Origin of the sequence: Geminocystis sp., assembly GCF_041753295.1 — a bacterium.
GTDB lineage: Bacteria > Cyanobacteriota > Cyanobacteriia > Cyanobacteriales > Cyanobacteriaceae > Geminocystis.
In genome coordinates this window covers 1-16,637 of sequence record NZ_JBGSUU010000123.1, presented here as the reverse complement: position 1 = coordinate 16,637, position 16,637 = coordinate 1, and the positions used below count along the sequence as shown (strand labels likewise).

The window sequence follows — 16,637 nt, the reverse complement described above, 5'->3', positions numbered from 1 at the left end:
AAAGATGATTTTGCTTTCCTTTTTTAATTCCATTTTTGTGAATATGTTTAGACCCGCACTCTGGACATTGTATCATTTTTTTATTTTTGATAATTTGACCCCTTTATCTAAAAATCATACCTTAATTCAGCAACGCCAATTAATCATTATGTATTATTTTTTTCGATTTCTCTAGTTTCCAAAGTAGGATTATTTTTCGCTAATTTCATTATTGCCACTAATATTAAGGCTAGAGTTGAAAAGCCAATAACAATAGCTGTTAAAATTACTGCTTGTGGTACAGGATCAGCATAATTAACGATTTTTTCCGTCAAAATGGGGGTAAATAATCCATGACGTGAAGCCACCAGTACAAAATAAGCCACTACTCCTGTACTCATAATATCCATGGAAATAGTTTTCATGATCAAATTTTCTTTAAAAATGATGCCGAAAAAACCACACATAATAGTAAGTAAAATAAAAACTTCTAACACCATCGTTATTTAGGTTATTATTAAATGATAATTATAGTATTTAAACTATAGTAAAATATTAAAACATAGAAAAAAATCTATGTCAATAGACCGATAAAGTAATTAATTTTGCCTACTTACTTATATTTCATCATGATTTTTTCTGTCTGCATTATTAATTGAAGTGAAACGATCAGACAAAGAAGGTACAGGATCATAACCACCTTTACACAAAGGATGACAACGAAAAATTCTAGTTATGGCTAAATAACAACCTTTAACAGTACCATAACGATCAATAGCAGTGATAGCATATTGAGAACAAGTAGGGATAAATCGACAGCTAGGAAGAAATAGAGGGGAAATATAGCGACGATAACAAATAATCAGAAAGATTAAGAATTTTTTAACCATGAGGGATCATTGACAAAAGATAATGAATCGTTAATAATCCATTATCAGTTATCAATTGCTATATTACTTAATTATTTTTTTAACCAGCTAAACATAGCGCGTAAATCTTTACCAACTTCTTCAATAGTTTGTTCGGCTTCACGACGACGCATAGCAGTAAATCCGGGTTTTCCAGCTTGATTTTCTAACACAAATTCCCTTGCAAATTGTCCAGATTGAATCTCTGTGAGAATTTTTTTCATTTCCTTACGAGTTTCATCAGTAATAATTCTTGGTCCTCTGGTATAATCACCATATTCCGCCGTATTAGAAATACTATTGCGCATGGTAGCTAAACCACCTTCAACGATTAAGTCAACGATTAATTTAACTTCGTGGAGACATTCAAAATAAGCGATTTCTGGTTGATAACCAGCAGACACTAAAGTATCAAAACCTGCTTTGATTAACTCTGATAAACCACCACATAATACAGCTTGTTCGCCAAATAAATCCGTTTCAGTTTCTTCTCTAAAGGTAGTTTCCAAAATACCTGCACGAGTACCACCAATGCCTTTAGCATAAGCCATCGCCAAGTTACGAGCATTTCCTGTGGCATTTTGATAAACTGCAAATAAAGCAGGTACACCTTGCCCCTGTTCATATGTACGTCTTACTAAATGACCGGGGCCTTTTGGTGCTACCATTACCACATCAACATCTTCTGGTGGTACAATTTGACCAAAATGAATATTAAAACCATGGGCGAAAGATAACACTTTACCTTTAGTTAAATAAGGTGCAATCTCATTTTCGTAAGTAGTACGTTGAACTTCATCAGGTAACAAAATCATGATCCAGTCAGCTAAAGAAGACGCTTCCTTGACGGAATGAACTTTTAAACCAGCAGACTCCGCTTTCGCCGTCGATTTACTACCTTCATAAAGTCCGACAATGACATTAACACCACTTTCTTTTAAGTTTAAAGCATGGGCGTGACCTTGAGATCCGTAACCAATAATTGCAACAGTTTTATTAGCAAATAAATCTAAGTTGGCATCATTATCATAATACATTTGAGCCATTATCAAGTTACCTCAATTATAAAATTTTTAGTTTAGTAAGCGATCTTATATCATAACTTAAAACAATTAGAAATTTATTTTTATTTATGACTGTTTATTTTATCGGTGCTGGAATTGGTGGTATTGATTATCTAACTATAAAAGCTCATCGTATTATCTGTGACGCAGAAGTTATTATTTATGATGCTTTGATTGATACTCAAATTTTAGATATTGCCCCTATTACTTCTCTAAAAATTTGTGTCGGTAAAAGAGGCGGTAAAGTTAGCACTCCCCAAGCAACTATCAATGATTTATTAGTCCAATATGCAAAGCAATATCACACTGTTATTCGCTTAAAAAGTGGAGATCCTGCTATTTTCGGTCGTATTAACTCAGAATTAGACACTTTACAATGTATTGATACTGATATTCAATTTATACCCGGTATTTCTTCCGCTTTAGCTGCCCCTTTATTAGCTGGTATTATGTTAACGGAAAAAGATGATAGTCGTTGTTTAACTATTGTCACCGCTCACAATATCAATCTACTTAATTGGTCAATTTTAAGTCAAATAGATACTTTAGTCATCCTTATGGGTGGTAAAAACTTATCTCTAATCATCCAACAATTACAATTATATGGGCGATCGCCAAATTTTCCCATTGCCATTATCAAAAATGGAGGAAGTCCACAACAACAAACATGGAAAGGTACATTAAGTGATATTGTAGAAAAAACCCTTAATATTTCTTTATCTCCTTGTATCATCGTCATTGGTAATGTAATTAAAAATGAAAAATAAGATACTTTAGCAAATAACAGTATTGACTCTAATCAATGGTACTTGTTTTAACCATTCAGATAAGTCTAAAAAAAATAAAATCAATTTTCCTAGAGAAACTATATCATCCTATTGTCAAATGATTAACTATAAAAACTCTTATCCTCTAGCAGGGGAAACAATTTTAATAACTCGTGCACCATCTGCTAACAATGAATTTCGACAAATGTTAGAAACCAAAGGCGCAACGGTATTAGAATTTTCGGCTTTAGTGATAAAACCTCCTTCTAGTTGGCAACCTTTAGATAACGCCATCCATAATTTATCCGAATTTAATTGGCTGATTTTAACCTCCGCTAACGGAGTAGAGTATTTTTTTGAACGTTTACACCATTTGGGAAAAGATAGAAATAGCTTAAATAACCTTAAAATTGCCGTAGTAGGTAACAAAACTGCTCAATATCTCCAAAAATATCAACTAAAAGCCGATTTTATCCCTCCAAATTTCATTGCCGATTCTTTAGTCAGTCATTTTCCTGAATCATTATCACATCAAAAAATTTTATTTCCTCGTGTTGAAAGTGGCGGTAGAGAAATTTTAGTTGAACAATTAACCAAACAAGGTGCAATCATCACCGAAATTCCCGCTTATCAGTCAGGATGTCCCGATTTTATCGACGAAATATCTTGGAATGCTTTAACTAACGACATTATCTCTATTATTACTTTTGCTAGTTCTAAAACCGTTAAAAACTTTTATTATTTAGTTAATCAAGCTCTTATTGATCATCCTCCTTTGACTTTTAATTCTTTACTACAAAACCTTGCGATCGCATCCATTGGACCACAAACAACCCTCACTTGTCAACAATTATTCCATAAAGTAGATATAGAAGCCAAAGAATATACCCTAGAAGGATTAACTAACGCCATCATCAACTTTCAAAAAATTGATCATTTCTAATTAATTTATCTGATACCTAATTCCTAACCCATACTTTTTCTGCAAAGCCTAATTAGACTTATGACAAAAATATTTATAAGCACTATAAGCCATAGTCACAACTCCTGTTGTCAGAGAAGATTCGTCTAACTCAAAACGAGGATGATGTAAGGGATAATTATGGTGATTTTCTTTACCGACACCTAACCGAAACATAGTACCATGAGCGTGTTCTAAATAAACTGCGAAATCCTCTGCACCTAAAGAAGGCTCAAGAATAGAGATAACTTGTTTTTCTCCTAATGCTTCTAAGGCTGCTTTTTCAATGATTTTTGTTAACTCAACATCATTTTGTACACTAGGAAGACGATGACGATAATTTATCTGACATTTTGCACCGTAAGTATGACAAATTCCTTCTACAATGCCTTTAATCCATGTCGGTAACTTTTCTCTTACTTCAGGATTTAGCGATCGCACAGTACCAATCATCTTAACTTGATCAGCGATAATATTAGGTGCTTTACCACCGTTAATTTGCCCTATAGTTAATACTAAAGGATCTAAAGGGTTTTGCATACGACTGATGGCTTGTTGTAAACTGGTAATCACCTGTGCGCTAATCCAAATAGCATCGATGGCTTGATGAGGACGTGCACCATGACCAGCTTCACCTTGAATTATAATTTCCAGATCATCCATAGCAGAAGTTAAAGCACCATAACGAATACCCACACAACGAGCAGGAATAGAAGGGAAAACATGAACCCCAAAAATAGCGGAAATATCCTTCATGACACCGTCTTCAACCATCCATAAAGCTCCCTGAGCGATTTCTTCAGCAGGTTGGAAAATAAATCGAATATCTCCGGGTAAAGAATCTTTTAGCTGAGATAAAATCATAGCAGTACCCAAGCCTACAGTTGTATGTAAATCATGGCCACAAGCGTGCATAACACCAGATACACGAGAAGCATATTCTAACTGAGTCGCTTCTTGAATAGGTAAAGCATCCATATCCGTGCGAATGGCTAAATGAAGAGTACTTTTACCATTGCCTTTTAATTCTCCAATTACCCCTGTTTTACCCACACTTTCGGTAACATGAAGTCCACAGGAAGACAAAACCCCTGCAACATAAGTAGCGGTTTGATATTCTTGAGCGCTTAATTCTGGATGAGCATGAAAATGACGACGAATTTCGATTAATCTTGGCGTTAAATCTACTGCTAAATCTTTGATTTTATTGAGCATTATATCAACTTACGTTTTATACTTTGGAGGAGAATAACTCAATTTTAGATCAAAAACAAATTTTAGCTCTATAGAAGACGAGGAGAAAATTATTAATTACTCATTACTCAATGTCTTCTTTAACAGTTAATTGTTAATTGTTGATTATAATTAACCTTCGGCATTTAAGAAAGGTAATAAAGCCACTAAACGAGCTTGTTTAACGGCTCTAGTTAAGTCTCTTTGTTGACGGGCGGTTAAACCAGTGATACGACGAGGAAGCATTTTACCTCTTTCTGTCACGAATTTATGTAGTAATTCTAAATCTTTATAGTCAATAGGTTGACTTGGAGGAATCGGAGATAATCTTTTACGAAAATAAGCCATAATTTATCTTTGTTTAAACTATTATTTTTACTTTGAGAAAATTGAGAAAATCAAACTATTTAACTATTTAATTTCTTTATGAATAGTATGTTTGTTGCAATGAGTACAGAATTTTTTTAGTTCCATTCTTCCTGTAGTATTGCGTCTGTTTTTCATGGTTGTATAACGAGAAACACCAGCAGAGCGTTTATCATTATTAGTACGACACTCGGTGCATTCAAGAGTGATAATTATGCGGACACCTTTTTTACTTGCCATTTTTTTAGCTTAGTTACTATAACAGTAATTTTATACACAATCTATTATTATCCCACATGACCTGTCTTTTTGACAAGTTTTTATTAATCTGTGTCAGGTTTCGGGTGTCAGGTTAATTTTGATAACTTGAGTCAATTATTTAAAGTTTAGGTAGCCATTTTGCTTCTTCGATAACTGATTTGATGGAAGTTAGATTATTTTGATTAAACCAAGATTGAAAAGCCTGTTTAAAATTACCTTTTTTAAGTGCTTTTACTCCGTCACTAACAGAAATAGCGATATGTTGCATCACACTAGAGTCTCGATAACAATCCATCATACAAGCGGTACAATTATCTTTAATACGTTGTGATCCATCAAATTCCTTTATGTGGCACATCGGTTCAGCCCAATTATGACAGCGATAAAGATTTAAAAACCAATCTAAATAAAAGAATTTCCAACCTCCTAAGCAACCAAAATTTTCTTTTTCTCCTTTTAAGTGTCGTTGCATATCTTCAATGGAAGCGGTGGGATTAACTACATGAAATTGTTTTTTTAAGGCTTTAATGGCTTCAAATCTTTGATCTAATTCTTCTTTGGTATAATCAACTAAGTTTGACTGCGCATAACCTAAATAAGAAGACGCTAAAGTAGTTAAAGGATAAGAAAAAGTGACGCTATCAAATCCTAGAGATTCTAAAAATGATGGTAGTTGACTATAGTCATCAATTAATCTTGACATGGTAACAGAAGCCGTTGTGCCGATATTATATTCTTTAAAGTAATCATTGGCGGTTTTGATGCGATGGCAAACTCCTTTTAAGCCTCGATTTTGTTCATGTTTTGTGACTTCCGCCGCATCGATGGAGATAATAACACTAACTAATCCAGCTTTAGCCAATTCGTCAATTTTATTTTTAGTTAAGAGTGAACCATTAGTCACTAACATTGGTGCTATACCAATACTAGAAGCATGGGTGATTATTTCTGTTAAATGAGGATGTAACATTGGTTCACCTCCTACATAAATTACAAAATACACACCGTTTTGATAAAGAATTTCCGTTGCTTGTTTTGCCTCTTCTAAACTCACATGATGACGATTTTCTATGGGCATTTTATCCACAGCAAAGTTACAAAATCCGCAAGTAGCGTTACAAGCGCTAGTAATGGCGAATTGACACATACTAGGTCCGCCATCTATAATACTTTCTCTTGCTAATTGCCAGATACCTTTTTTTTTCGTTTTTAATGACATTATAAATACGTGATCATTGATAATTGTTAATTATGCGCCAAAAACTTGAATATTTTTAAAAGCACATACGGGTGAAGCATGACCAACTCTTATAGATTGATTCGGTTCGCCTTTACCACAATAGGGTGTACCATAAAATTCTCTGGTAGAATTATCTCCTACATGAATTAAATTGTGCCAAAAATGTTTTGTTACTCCTCGATAATTTGGATTGCGTAAAGTTTTGGTTAGTTGTCCATTTTCAATTAATACTGCATATTCACAACCGAATTGAAATTTATTGCGGTAATCATCTATAGACCAAGAGCGATTAGATTTCATATACACTCCATGTTCAATGGAACTGATAATATCATTAAAACTACTATTACCTGATTCTAAGTTTAAATTAGCCATACGATCAATAGGCGCTCGATTCCAAGAAGATGAACGAAAATTGGCAACTCCGAGAACATTTGCTCTAGCTTGACTTTCTAAACTACCTAAACCCCGCAATAAAATACCGTCTTTAATTAAATATTCTTTTTCGGCTTTCAATCCAGCATCATCAAAACCGTAACTAGCTAATTCCCCTTGTATGGTAGGATCAAAAGTTATATTCATCATAGACGAACCATAGGCTAGACTTCCGAAATCTGATAATTTAACAAAACTACTTCCTGCGTAGTTACGCTCATCTCCTAAAATTCGATCTAATTCTAAAGGATGTCCGATACTTTCATGGATTTGTAGCATCATCTGATCTGGGGCTAACACTAAAGTAGTGGTAATATCAGGACATTCAGAAGCATAAAGTAACTCTATAGCTTCCTCGCCGATTTTTTTGGCACGATTTAAGGTAATTTCTGGGTTTAAAACTTCCCTACCTCCTTGATAACATCTCGCCATCATGCCGTTATCTGTGCGTTTTTGGACCACATTATCTTCTTGTGCCGTTGCTTCATAATCTGTGGCAACTAAGGAGAATTTCTGCTCAATATTTGCACCATTACTACTGACAAAATGATGTTTAATATCACTAATTTGTGCAATAGCAGTAGCTTTGACTATTTTATCCGAAACTTTTAAAGCATGGCAAGTTTGTATTAATAAATCATTCAAATCTGAAGCATTGATTAAACTGTATGAATCATTAACGGGAGATTGATATTTACCTTTAGTGGCAGGGCGAATATCCGTATTAAAAGAAAATATACCCCAATTTTTAGCACTTTTTGCTTGTTGCGCAGCAAGATTAACGGCGGATTGAATACTATCTAAATCTAGTCGATTAGTGGCACAATAACCTAATTGCCCATTCATCATTACTTCTACCATTACCCCGTTGGTTGATTTTCTGCCGTTACTTTGGGGGTTTCCGTCACGAAAAAGTCTGGTAGTGGTAGTTTCCCTAACTTGTCTTAATCCTACCCAATCAGCGTTAATTTTAAGGTTATTTAAGGTTTTTTCTAAATCAAATGTCATAAATTTATCTTCAAATATCCCGTAAGCTCATTATAGATTAATGATAATCAAACCTCTATATATCTGTTAAAATTTAATTGATGATAAGACCAATAGGAGTAAAGTAATTGAATAAACTAGATAAAGTTTTAGATGAAGCAATGGAACTTTCCCTAGAGGAAAAAGAAATATTAATCCAAATTCTTAAGCAAAGAATAATTGAAAATCGGCGAGAAAAAATGGCTTTAGATGCTCAAATATCTTTAAAAGAATTTAGACAGGGAAATATTAAACTTTTAACCGCCGAGGAAGCAATCCAAGATTTACGGGAATATTTACAAAACCCAGATCAAGAAAATGCCTAAAGTCTTTATCAGTAATAAGTTTAAGAGATCATTACGCAAGTTTGTCCGTTCAAATCTTGATTTACAAAGAAAAATAGAGCAAACTGTCACTACTATGGAAAAAGATTTATTTTCTCCTCCATTAGGTACACATAAACTTTCAGGAAAACTTTTAGGTTTATTATCTTGCTCCTGTGGCTATGATTGTCGTATTGTTTTTTCTTTAACCACAGATGATAATAATGAGCAAGTCATTGTTTTATTAGATATTGGCACTCATGATGAAGTTTATTAATAACTAAATTCTTAATCGTTAACGGTTTGTCTTTCTTTTAAATAGGCAAAAAATTCTTTACCTTCTCTTAGTCTTCTTACTAACATTTGCGGATCTGTTAACATTTCTGACACTATAGGAATGATAGCTTGAGGACGAAAATAAAAACGTCTATACATTTGTTCTACTGCATTTTCTATTTGTGTAGAGGAAAGATTCGGATAAGCTAAGGTTGAGGTTTGAATACCTGATGAGGATATTAAATTTTGTTGGCTAAACCATTGATTTTCTAAGGCTTGACGATATAATTCTGTACCCGGATATGGTGCTGCAATGGATACTTGTATAGTATGAGGGCTTACTTCACAGGCAAAACGGATGGTTTCTTCAATGGTTTCTTGACTTTCGTTAGGTAAGCCGATAATAAATGTACCATGAACTTTAATGCCTAGTTTACGGCAATTTTCCATGAATTTACGCGCTACTTCTAGTTTTATTCCTTTGTTGATACCGTCTAAAATTTCTTGATTGCCTGATTCAAAACCGACTAATAATAATCTTAAACCGTTATCTCTTAATTGTTTTAATGTGTCATAATCTAGGTTGGCACGAGCATTACAACTCCATGTTATTTTTAGTCTTTTTAAATGTTTACTAATGGCGATCGCCCGTTGTTTATCGATGGTAAAAGTATCATCATCAAACATATATTCTTGCACAGAATTACCGAAAAGACTCTTTGCCATTTCCATTTCTTGTGCTACTGCTTCGGGGCTTTTGGCACGATAATTATGGCCACCAATGGTTTGAGGCCACAAACAAAAACTACATTTAGCAGGGCAACCTCTACCAGTATAAAAGGAGATGTAAGGATGTAAAAGATAACCGATAAAATATTTTTTGATGTCTAAATCTCTAGCATAAATAGGCAATACACTAGGCATGGCATCCCAATCATGGATTAATTCTTTTTCTTTGTTATGAATAATATTACCGTCATTATCTCTATAACTTAAACCAGTAATATTACTAAAATTTTTCCCCTCGGCTACTTCTTTGCAAGTATAATCAAATTCGTTGCGACAAACAAAATCAATCACAGGATTATCTTGAAGGGTTTTTTCTGGTAAAACCGCCACATGAGCGCCGATAAAACCGATAATAATATTAGGATTTTCAGCTTTTATGGTTTGAGCAAATTTGACATCATTAGCAAGAGATGGAGTGCTGGTGTGCATAATAATTAACTCATAATCTTTGGCAATTTTCAGCACATCTTCCACCGTTTGATTATGGGGTGGTGCATCAATCAACTTACTACCTTCTACCAACGCCGCAGGTTGTGCTAACCATGTAGGATACCAAAAAGAAGTAATTTCTCGTTTCGCCTGATACCTAGCGCCCGCGCCACCATCAAAACCATCAAAGGAAGGAGGATTGAGAAAGAGAGTTTTTTTCATCTTTGCATTTTTATAGTTTATTTTACTTAACTGTACTTAATTTATTGACTTTTTTGATCATAAATCTATCTTCAATCATAAGCAGATAAATAAGGTTTAACATAGTTTTCTCCTTTCTTGATAAAAAAATCTGTAAATAAACCTAAGTAATTATCTCTAATAATTTGAAAACATTTATTCATTCTTTCTTCTCCATGTACTAAAAATTGAACCGTAGAAATAGCATAAAATTCTTCGTCTTTTCCTTCAATATTATTTTTAAAAGCATCAATATATAAACTTCTGCTTTCATCCATCAATTGAGCTAATTTACCAGTATATTTAATTACTTCTCCGTTATTTAATAATATTTCTTTATTTTTAATAGAAGACATAGATAATTTCATACATTTTTGAGTTTCTTCTAATGGTAAACAATCTTGATCACCTCTACGATAAGCCCATTGAGTACAACCGTTAGTTACTTCTAATGCTCGAATTAAAGCCAATTTATCTAAATCTTCAGAACTTATTTTTATCCAAATATTGAGATAATTTTCGATTTTATTTTTAAACCCTTGAAAATCTTTCGTAAAATAAGGTTCTAATTCTTTTATTTGTGCTAATTTTTGCCAATTAATGTTCATGATGATACCAATATTATTAACTATTAAATATAAATTTATGTCTTTTAATTTTCTAAATATCTTTATATTGCCACAGATATTATTAAAAATCTATTAATTTTTTTCATTATTTATTAACTTTTTTCCTTAATTAAAATAAATATTAAAAATATCTGCAAAAATGTTGACAATATTATTTTTTATGGTTATAATGGAAATAACAAACAAAGCCACCTTTTCTTGACCCGTTGCGGTCGGGGAGGGGTGGCTTGTGCGTATTTTTTTGTCTAGTTGATTTTGTTTCAAAAAACCCTAATATTATTTTTAACTATTTGTTTAAATCAAGATTAACTATCTGACGTTAAGCACTCATTTATGTGTTAATTTTTAATAGGTGTCGGGTATCAGGTATCAGGTATCAGGTATCAGGCACTTTACTGCTTTAGGTTTAATGAAAATGATTGAAGTAAAAAGTTATCGAGATTTAACTGTTTGGCAAAAATCAATGGATTTGGTAGTGAGATGTTATCAATTAACTTCTCAATTTCCCAAAACTGAAATTTATGGGTTAAGTAGTCAAAAACATATAAATTTTTTGCCCGTGCCAAAGCTGAAGATAATAAACCCAAATCTCTTAGCCCAAAAGAGCCTCCATGTTCTGCGATAAGATCATCATGAATCATTTTAGCTATATCTTCAGAAATTCAAATGTAATCATCCATCGGCAAGTTCTCTCATGGCATTACGATATTTATCTTTTCCCTCTTTATATGCTGCCATCACTACTTCAAAATGTGGATCAAAGAGAGTAAGTTGAATACTATCATTAGTTAAAAGAATATTCATAGTATCTCCTTCTTCTAACTCCACAGAAACACCATAAAGCCAAACTTTAATTATCTTTTTTCTTATCTTTTGGTAAGTCAATAAAAACTCTATCTCCGGGGAATAAACCACTTAAAACTTCGGTTTTATCATCCACAGAAACACCAATAGTAATCGGTTTGAATTTAGGTTCATTATTTTCATCGGGAATCATTACCCCTGTTTCGCCTTTTTCCGTGACAATGGCAACGGTAGGTAATACTAAAACGTTATTTCTTCTTTGTCCTAAAAAATTGACTTCCACATTCATTTTAGATAATAGTTTATCTTGTCCTGATAAAATAGAAATTTTAACTTCAAAAGAGGTTACGTTTTGTTCGACAATGGCTTCAGGGGCGATACTCTTAACAATACCTTTAAAAACTTGATCAGGATAAGCATCAGCTACAATTTGCACTGGTTGCCCTAATTTTATCTGATTTAAGTCAATTTCTGGGACTTTTGCCACAATTTCTAAACCTCTAGCTAAAGCCACAATAGATGAGGAAGTAGCGGAAGCTGTATTAGAAGCTGAAGTAGTCGGAGTTACGAAAGCTCCTTCTGTAGCAAATCTTTGGGTAATAATTCCATCAAAAGGTGCAGTAATAAAAGTATCTTGAAATTGAATTTTAGCTACTTCTAAATTGGCTTGTAATGCTTTGATATTTGCTTTAAGGCGTTCAATTTCGGCTTTTGAGCTTATTTGTCTTTCTTCTAAGGATATTTTAATTTCCCCTGCGGCTGCTTCTAAACGTTTAATTTCGGGATCTTCTGTGGACTGTAACTCTTCTATACGTCTTACGATCTGTTGTACGTTTGCCTGAGAAACAATTACTTCGTTGGCTAATTGATCAAATTGATCTGCTGTAATAGCACCTTCTTTCAATAAGGCTTCATTTCTTTGTAATTGAACTTGGGCTAGTTTTAACCTAGATTCAGCTTCCCTTAGTTGTGCCCTTGCTTGTTCGACTTGGGTGGGAATTCTACGCTTTGATTCTTCTAATCTTGACAATGCTTGGTTTAATTGTGCTGATAATACTTGTATATCACCTTGTCTTTTAATATCTGCTTCTTGTAATGCTGCTTGTGCTTCTTGTACCCTAGCTTCGGCTTGAATACCTTGGGCATATAATTGTTGATTTTCCATGACAGCAATCGGTTGTCCTTTCTTGACTATTACCCCTTGATCAACTAATAATCGTTCTAGTTTACCCGGATTTTTAGGACTGATATTAACGCTTTGAATTGGTTCAACCGTTCCACTAGCTTGTATTTCAAGGTTAATGGTTTTTTCCGTCACAGGTACTGTATATTTATCTACATTCGTGGGGGTATTATTACGATTAGTCATGGTATAACTTAATCCTGCCACTAATAGAATCCCGCCAATCATCGTACCAAAAATCCAAGGGAGAGGATTAGTTTGCTTTTCCAAATTACTTGCCGTCATAGATTAAGTTTTTATAATTGCTCATCATCAATATAAGTTAACAAATATTATTAATAATTGGAAATGATCAGTATTCGTTAATTGTTAATTGCTAATTATGGCCATTGATGATTAAAGTTTTTTATCTCGATCTCGACGACGGCGATCGCGCCATTCAAGGGTTGTCAAGTAGAGAATACCGCCGCTAACAAAGATTAATAAGGCGATGGCGGCAATAAAAAGAAGATTGAGTACGGGTAATGATTCCACAATTTAGAAGCCTTTTCTACCCCATACTACCATTGCGATCGACCATGTAAAAAGGGAAAGTACACCTACCCAACCTAATGTAAGAATATCCATATTAATTAAATTTAAAGCGAAATTTTAACTATATTATCTTATCATTAACGTCTTATTTCCGTCTAAATTTATTGATAATGCCATATTATTTATTTGGGTGAATGCCATTTACCCCTACTGTTCCATATTTGGCGATCGCCGATAGGTTATAATCTTCTAACCATGCCCACATTTGATCACCGTAGGAAAAATGCCACCATTCCCCTAAATGACGACGAAAACCGCTATAAGTCATGATTTCTAAGAGTATTTGTCGATGTTGATGGTATTTTTGCTCTTTTTCATTAGTCGCTTTACTGTAATAGTTAGGATTAGATCTTTCAGAAAGTTCGTCAATTTCCCCTCCCATATTAATTTCAACGCCATTTTCATCTATAAGAGTTAAATCGATGGCAGATCCAGTACTATGGGGAGGAGGAGTTAAAGGATTATCACTGGGAATCGCCCAAATTTGATAAACTTCTTGATAAATAGAGGCTGTTTCTTCCTTTGTTAATTGTGCAGAATGGATTTGACGTTTTTGACAAATAGAATTAAAAGTATAGTCCACCATAAACTGTTGTACATTAACAGGGCGATAAGCGTCAAAAATTTTTATCTGCCAATGAGGTTTAATTTGTGCTAATTTTGCCTTAGCTTTCAACAATCTTTTTAATACTTCTTCTCGCAAAAAATAGGGGGATTTACCTTGATAATCTGCACCAAGTTTCACATAAGCCGAAGGATTTTCTAAGATAAATTCATTGTCTGGAATAGGCACTAAAGGTTGATGACATTCGATAATTTTGATATGTTGATAAGGCTTCATAGAACAATTAATCGTGAACAATGAACAATGAACAATTAATAATGTATAAAATAGTGTAAACCATTGGTAAATTTTATTTAAAAGCCAAAAATTAATGATGCCAGATAAAGATAATCTCAATAATCCCGAAAATAACACAGAATTAGATCCCATTACCTCATTAATAGCAGAATTTTCCGATCCTGACATAGAAGAAGAAGAATTTAGAAATGATTTTTTTCAGGGTTTATCAGGGAGAAGGAAAAAAGCAGCTTTTGCTTTAAGCGTCATTTGGTTAGTAACTATCACTCTGCATTTAGTTTCTTGGAGTATTTGGATTGTCTTAATCTTAAGCATTTTCGTTACTATACAGGCTTTACGATTAATGTTTGCTTCACCATCGCAAAATCCCATTTCATCCCTTCAACCTACGGATAATTTGCCAAAAATTTCTGTCATGGTATCAGCTAAAAATGAAGAGGCAGTGGTAGAAAAATTGGTCAATATGTTATTAACTTTAGATTATCCTCAAGATTTATATGAATTTTGGGTGATAAATGATAATAGTAGCGATGGCACGGGTATAATTTTAGATGGATTAGCTCAAAAATACCCTCAATTAAAAGTTTTACACCGAGATAACACAGCAAAAGGTGGTAAATCTGGAGCATTAAATCAAGCCTTTGCCTTGACTACTGGAGATATTGTGGGAGTATTTGATGCTGATGCCATTGCCTCTCCTGATTTATTAAGGAAAATAGTGCCTTTATTCGCTAAAGAAAATATTGGGGCAATTCAAGTTAGAAAAACAATTTCTAACGCTGATGATAATTTTTGGACTCAAGGGCAATTTACCGAAATGGCGTTAGATAGCTATTTTCAGCAACAGAGAATCGCTTGTGGAGGTATGGGAGAATTAAGAGGTAACGGGCAGTTTGTGCGTCGTCAAGCCTTAAATAGCTGTGGTGGGTGGAATGAAGAAACCATCACCGATGATCTCGATCTAACCATTCGCTTACATTTAGATCACTGGGATATTGAGATATTACCACATCCTGCGGTAGAAGAAGAAGGAGTTAAAAAGGCGATCGCTTTGTGGCATCAAAGAAGTCGATGGGCAGAAGGTGGTTATCAACGTTATTTTGATTATTGGCGTTTAATTCTAAGTAATCGCTTAAATTGGCACAAAAAATTCGATTTACTTTACTTCTTTTTAGTACAATATATTTTCCCCACAGCAGCGATACCTGACTTAGTAATGGTAATCACCCGTCATGACATACCTTTAATTGCACCCTTAACCAGTCTTACTTTAGTATTGGCATTTTGGGGAATGTTTACGGGGTTAAAAAGAGCAAAATTAGAGCCTAAAACCACCATAACGGAAACCTTAAATATGATGATAAAAAGCCTTTTAGGGATGATTTATATGACACACTGGTTTATTGTAATGCCCGTTACCACTGCAAGAATGTCCATTCGTCAAAAACAATTAAAATGGGTTAAAACCGTTCATGAAGGGGTAGAATTTGTCAATGAAATGTAACTCACCAGCTTCCCAGTCTTCAATTTTAGGCGAGAAGATAAATATACAAAAAAAGTCCCCATACTTGGGGATTTAGGGGCGATTCTACCTCCCTTTTTCCATTTTCAACTGAGGGAGCATAGTTAATGATAAATTCAATATATACACCTCCACTACTACTTAAAAATGGTTTAATTCAGACTGTTTATACTGGGTTATGGATGGATAAACAGTGGCAAAAAACCACTAAATTAGTTGAGCCTGAATATAAAGAGCATATTTTTATCGGTGCAAATGATGTACCTATTTTTGGTATAGTTGCAATTCCCCATCAAAGCCACTGTCGAGGTACGATAATTGGAACTTATGGCATAACAGGAGATTTAGAAAATCAATGGTTTTTGCGTTTATTAGGGCGTAAAGCCTATGCTCAAGGTTACGCTGTGGTATTATTTGATTGGAGAGCTCATGGTAAAACGGCTCAATTATCCCCTACATTAACCTCCGATGGTTTATATGAAGGAGAAGATTTTGTAAGAATTGCTGCCCAAGCAAAAAAAATAGGTTGCCCTAGTAAATTTTGGTTTACTGGTTATTCTTTAGGAGGAAAATTAGCTTTATGGGGTATAGCGGCAGCGTCTGATTTAACGGTACTTAAACAAAAATTATGCCCAAACAAAGCCCAAACTTGCTTTATAATTAGTAAATACCTCAATATTATCTTTTAACCATTGAAAAAAGCGAAAAGATATGGCGGTGCGAAACGCTTCTAAGGCTTCACCAAA

General features: G+C 33.9%; 21 protein-coding genes and 1 pseudogene. 7 read left to right on the top strand and 15 right to left on the bottom strand.

The window, feature by feature from the left end; translation table 11 throughout:
- Positions 1 to 146: 146 nt before the first annotated feature.
- From ACEW8E_RS15520 to ilvC, 3 genes are all read right to left on the bottom strand, one after another.
- A complete protein-coding gene (locus tag ACEW8E_RS15520; RefSeq protein WP_373481262.1) occupies positions 147 to 479 on the bottom strand; it encodes a cation:proton antiporter subunit C in 333 nt (110 codons plus the stop codon).
- Positions 480 to 596: 117 nt separating this feature from the next.
- The gene (yidD, locus tag ACEW8E_RS15515; RefSeq protein WP_373481261.1) at positions 597 to 869 is read right to left on the bottom strand and encodes a membrane protein insertion efficiency factor YidD; all 273 of its coding nucleotides are present in this window, start codon (positions 867 to 869) and stop codon (positions 597 to 599) included.
- Positions 870 to 940: 71 nt separating this feature from the next.
- Entirely contained in the window at positions 941 to 1,933 is a 993-nt protein-coding gene (ilvC, locus tag ACEW8E_RS15510) for a ketol-acid reductoisomerase (RefSeq protein WP_373481260.1), read from the bottom strand.
- A gap of 86 nt (positions 1,934 to 2,019) precedes the next feature.
- Between ilvC and cobA the strand changes: the two genes are divergently transcribed.
- Together cobA and ACEW8E_RS15500 are read left to right on the top strand one after the other, a co-directional pair.
- Positions 2,020 to 2,718 carry a uroporphyrinogen-III C-methyltransferase gene (gene cobA / locus ACEW8E_RS15505; protein WP_373481259.1) on the top strand — a complete coding sequence of 233 codons (699 nt, stop codon included), beginning with the start codon at positions 2,020 to 2,022 and terminating at the stop codon, positions 2,716 to 2,718.
- Between the two features lie 118 nt (positions 2,719 to 2,836).
- The gene (locus tag ACEW8E_RS15500; protein ID WP_373481258.1) at positions 2,837 to 3,661 is read left to right on the top strand and encodes a uroporphyrinogen-III synthase; all 825 of its coding nucleotides are present in this window, start codon (positions 2,837 to 2,839) and stop codon (positions 3,659 to 3,661) included.
- 48 nt (positions 3,662 to 3,709) lie between these two features.
- Here ACEW8E_RS15500 and ACEW8E_RS15495 read toward each other — a convergent pair whose 3' ends face one another.
- From ACEW8E_RS15495 to ACEW8E_RS15475, 5 genes are all read right to left on the bottom strand, one after another.
- Positions 3,710 to 4,894 carry a M20 family metallopeptidase gene (locus ACEW8E_RS15495; RefSeq protein ID WP_373481257.1) on the bottom strand — a complete coding sequence of 395 codons (1,185 nt, stop codon included), beginning with the start codon at positions 4,892 to 4,894 and terminating at the stop codon, positions 3,710 to 3,712.
- 150 nt (positions 4,895 to 5,044) lie between these two features.
- Entirely contained in the window at positions 5,045 to 5,260 is a 216-nt protein-coding gene (rpsR, locus tag ACEW8E_RS15490; protein ID WP_373481256.1) for a 30S ribosomal protein S18, read from the bottom strand.
- A 63-nt stretch (positions 5,261 to 5,323) separates the two neighbouring features.
- Positions 5,324 to 5,518: a 50S ribosomal protein L33 gene (rpmG, locus tag ACEW8E_RS15485; protein WP_308256520.1), complete on the bottom strand. Its 195-nt coding sequence runs from the start codon at positions 5,516 to 5,518 to the stop codon at positions 5,324 to 5,326.
- A gap of 139 nt (positions 5,519 to 5,657) precedes the next feature.
- On the bottom strand, positions 5,658 to 6,758 hold the full coding sequence (locus ACEW8E_RS15480; RefSeq protein ID WP_373481255.1) for a radical SAM protein: 1,101 nt from the start codon (positions 6,756 to 6,758) through the stop codon (positions 5,658 to 5,660).
- A 30-nt stretch (positions 6,759 to 6,788) separates the two neighbouring features.
- On the bottom strand, positions 6,789 to 8,222 hold the full coding sequence (locus ACEW8E_RS15475) for a TldD/PmbA family protein (protein ID WP_373481254.1): 1,434 nt from the start codon (positions 8,220 to 8,222) through the stop codon (positions 6,789 to 6,791).
- A gap of 107 nt (positions 8,223 to 8,329) precedes the next feature.
- Here ACEW8E_RS15475 and ACEW8E_RS15470 point away from each other — a divergent pair, with 107 nt between their 5' ends.
- Both ACEW8E_RS15470 and ACEW8E_RS15465 read left to right on the top strand, forming a co-directional pair.
- Entirely contained in the window at positions 8,330 to 8,566 is a 237-nt protein-coding gene (locus ACEW8E_RS15470; protein WP_373481253.1) for a hypothetical protein, read from the top strand.
- Positions 8,559 to 8,840, top strand: coding sequence for a type II toxin-antitoxin system YafQ family toxin (locus tag ACEW8E_RS15465; RefSeq protein ID WP_373481252.1), 282 nt, complete (start codon positions 8,559 to 8,561; stop codon positions 8,838 to 8,840). Before ACEW8E_RS15470 ends, ACEW8E_RS15465 begins: the two co-directional genes overlap by 8 nt.
- A gap of 11 nt (positions 8,841 to 8,851) precedes the next feature.
- Here ACEW8E_RS15465 and hpnJ read toward each other — a convergent pair whose 3' ends face one another.
- Both hpnJ and ACEW8E_RS15455 read right to left on the bottom strand, forming a co-directional pair.
- Positions 8,852 to 10,279 (bottom strand): hopanoid biosynthesis associated radical SAM protein HpnJ, encoded by a 1,428-nt coding sequence (gene hpnJ, locus ACEW8E_RS15460; protein ID WP_373481251.1) that lies wholly within the window; start codon positions 10,277 to 10,279, stop codon positions 8,852 to 8,854.
- A 71-nt stretch (positions 10,280 to 10,350) separates the two neighbouring features.
- Positions 10,351 to 10,905, bottom strand: a complete 555-nt coding sequence (locus ACEW8E_RS15455; RefSeq protein ID WP_373481250.1) for a hypothetical protein — start codon at positions 10,903 to 10,905, stop codon at positions 10,351 to 10,353.
- 430 nt (positions 10,906 to 11,335) lie between these two features.
- Here ACEW8E_RS15455 and ACEW8E_RS15450 point away from each other — a divergent pair, with 430 nt between their 5' ends.
- Positions 11,336 to 11,551, top strand: a complete 216-nt coding sequence (locus tag ACEW8E_RS15450) for a four helix bundle protein (RefSeq protein WP_373481249.1) — start codon at positions 11,336 to 11,338, stop codon at positions 11,549 to 11,551.
- Positions 11,552 to 11,598: 47 nt separating this feature from the next.
- Here the strand turns inward: ACEW8E_RS15450 and ACEW8E_RS15445 are convergent, their stop codons facing one another.
- The 5 genes from ACEW8E_RS15445 to ACEW8E_RS15425 all read right to left on the bottom strand — a co-directional run bounded on the left by ACEW8E_RS15445 (position 11,599) and on the right by ACEW8E_RS15425 (position 14,348).
- Entirely contained in the window at positions 11,599 to 11,811 is a 213-nt protein-coding gene (locus ACEW8E_RS15445) for a hypothetical protein (RefSeq protein WP_373481248.1), read from the bottom strand.
- Positions 11,777 to 13,198, bottom strand: a complete 1,422-nt coding sequence (locus ACEW8E_RS15440) for an efflux RND transporter periplasmic adaptor subunit (RefSeq protein ID WP_373481247.1) — start codon at positions 13,196 to 13,198, stop codon at positions 11,777 to 11,779. The genes ACEW8E_RS15445 and ACEW8E_RS15440 overlap by 35 nt, the downstream gene beginning before the upstream one ends.
- Before the next feature lie 111 nt (positions 13,199 to 13,309).
- Positions 13,310 to 13,447, bottom strand: coding sequence for a hypothetical protein (locus tag ACEW8E_RS15435; RefSeq protein WP_373481246.1), 138 nt, complete (start codon positions 13,445 to 13,447; stop codon positions 13,310 to 13,312).
- A gap of 3 nt (positions 13,448 to 13,450) precedes the next feature.
- Positions 13,451 to 13,540, bottom strand: a complete 90-nt coding sequence (petN, locus tag ACEW8E_RS15430; RefSeq protein ID WP_015222656.1) for a cytochrome b6-f complex subunit PetN — start codon at positions 13,538 to 13,540, stop codon at positions 13,451 to 13,453.
- A gap of 85 nt (positions 13,541 to 13,625) precedes the next feature.
- Positions 13,626 to 14,348 carry a M15 family metallopeptidase gene (locus ACEW8E_RS15425; RefSeq protein WP_373481245.1) on the bottom strand — a complete coding sequence of 241 codons (723 nt, stop codon included), beginning with the start codon at positions 14,346 to 14,348 and terminating at the stop codon, positions 13,626 to 13,628.
- A gap of 97 nt (positions 14,349 to 14,445) precedes the next feature.
- Between ACEW8E_RS15425 and ACEW8E_RS15420 the strand changes: the two genes are divergently transcribed.
- Positions 14,446 to 15,873, top strand: coding sequence for a glycosyltransferase family 2 protein (locus tag ACEW8E_RS15420; protein ID WP_373481263.1), 1,428 nt, complete (start codon positions 14,446 to 14,448; stop codon positions 15,871 to 15,873).
- A 125-nt stretch (positions 15,874 to 15,998) separates the two neighbouring features.
- Positions 15,999 to 16,496: pseudogene (locus ACEW8E_RS15415) on the top strand (alpha/beta fold hydrolase); the annotation flags it as partial.
- Positions 16,497 to 16,637: the final 141 nt, after the last annotated feature.

Coding starts and splice junctions, on each gene's coding strand:
- cobA (WP_373481259.1), top strand. CDS start 2,020: ATGACTGTTTATTTTATCGGTGCTGGAATTGGTGGTATTGATTATCTA.
- ACEW8E_RS15465 (WP_373481252.1), top strand. CDS start 8,559: ATGCCTAAAGTCTTTATCAGTAATAAGTTTAAGAGATCATTACGCAAG.
- yidD (WP_373481261.1), bottom strand. CDS start 869: ATGGTTAAAAAATTCTTAATCTTTCTGATTATTTGTTATCGTCGCTAT.
- petN (WP_015222656.1), bottom strand. CDS start 13,540: ATGGATATTCTTACATTAGGTTGGGTAGGTGTACTTTCCCTTTTTACA.
- rpmG (WP_308256520.1), bottom strand. CDS start 5,518: ATGGCAAGTAAAAAAGGTGTCCGCATAATTATCACTCTTGAATGCACC.
- ACEW8E_RS15455 (WP_373481250.1), bottom strand. CDS start 10,905: ATGAACATTAATTGGCAAAAATTAGCACAAATAAAAGAATTAGAACCT.
- ACEW8E_RS15495 (WP_373481257.1), bottom strand. CDS start 4,894: ATGCTCAATAAAATCAAAGATTTAGCAGTAGATTTAACGCCAAGATTA.
- ilvC (WP_373481260.1), bottom strand. CDS start 1,933: ATGGCTCAAATGTATTATGATAATGATGCCAACTTAGATTTATTTGCT.
- ACEW8E_RS15480 (WP_373481255.1), bottom strand. CDS start 6,758: ATGTCATTAAAAACGAAAAAAAAAGGTATCTGGCAATTAGCAAGAGAA.
- ACEW8E_RS15420 (WP_373481263.1), top strand. CDS start 14,446: ATGCCAGATAAAGATAATCTCAATAATCCCGAAAATAACACAGAATTA.
- ACEW8E_RS15425 (WP_373481245.1), bottom strand. CDS start 14,348: ATGAAGCCTTATCAACATATCAAAATTATCGAATGTCATCAACCTTTA.
- ACEW8E_RS15440 (WP_373481247.1), bottom strand. CDS start 13,198: ATGACGGCAAGTAATTTGGAAAAGCAAACTAATCCTCTCCCTTGGATT.
- ACEW8E_RS15520 (WP_373481262.1), bottom strand. CDS start 479: ATGGTGTTAGAAGTTTTTATTTTACTTACTATTATGTGTGGTTTTTTC.
- hpnJ (WP_373481251.1), bottom strand. CDS start 10,279: ATGAAAAAAACTCTCTTTCTCAATCCTCCTTCCTTTGATGGTTTTGAT.
- ACEW8E_RS15475 (WP_373481254.1), bottom strand. CDS start 8,222: ATGACATTTGATTTAGAAAAAACCTTAAATAACCTTAAAATTAACGCT.
- rpsR (WP_373481256.1), bottom strand. CDS start 5,260: ATGGCTTATTTTCGTAAAAGATTATCTCCGATTCCTCCAAGTCAACCT.
- ACEW8E_RS15450 (WP_373481249.1), top strand. CDS start 11,336: ATGAAAATGATTGAAGTAAAAAGTTATCGAGATTTAACTGTTTGGCAA.
- ACEW8E_RS15500 (WP_373481258.1), top strand. CDS start 2,837: ATGATTAACTATAAAAACTCTTATCCTCTAGCAGGGGAAACAATTTTA.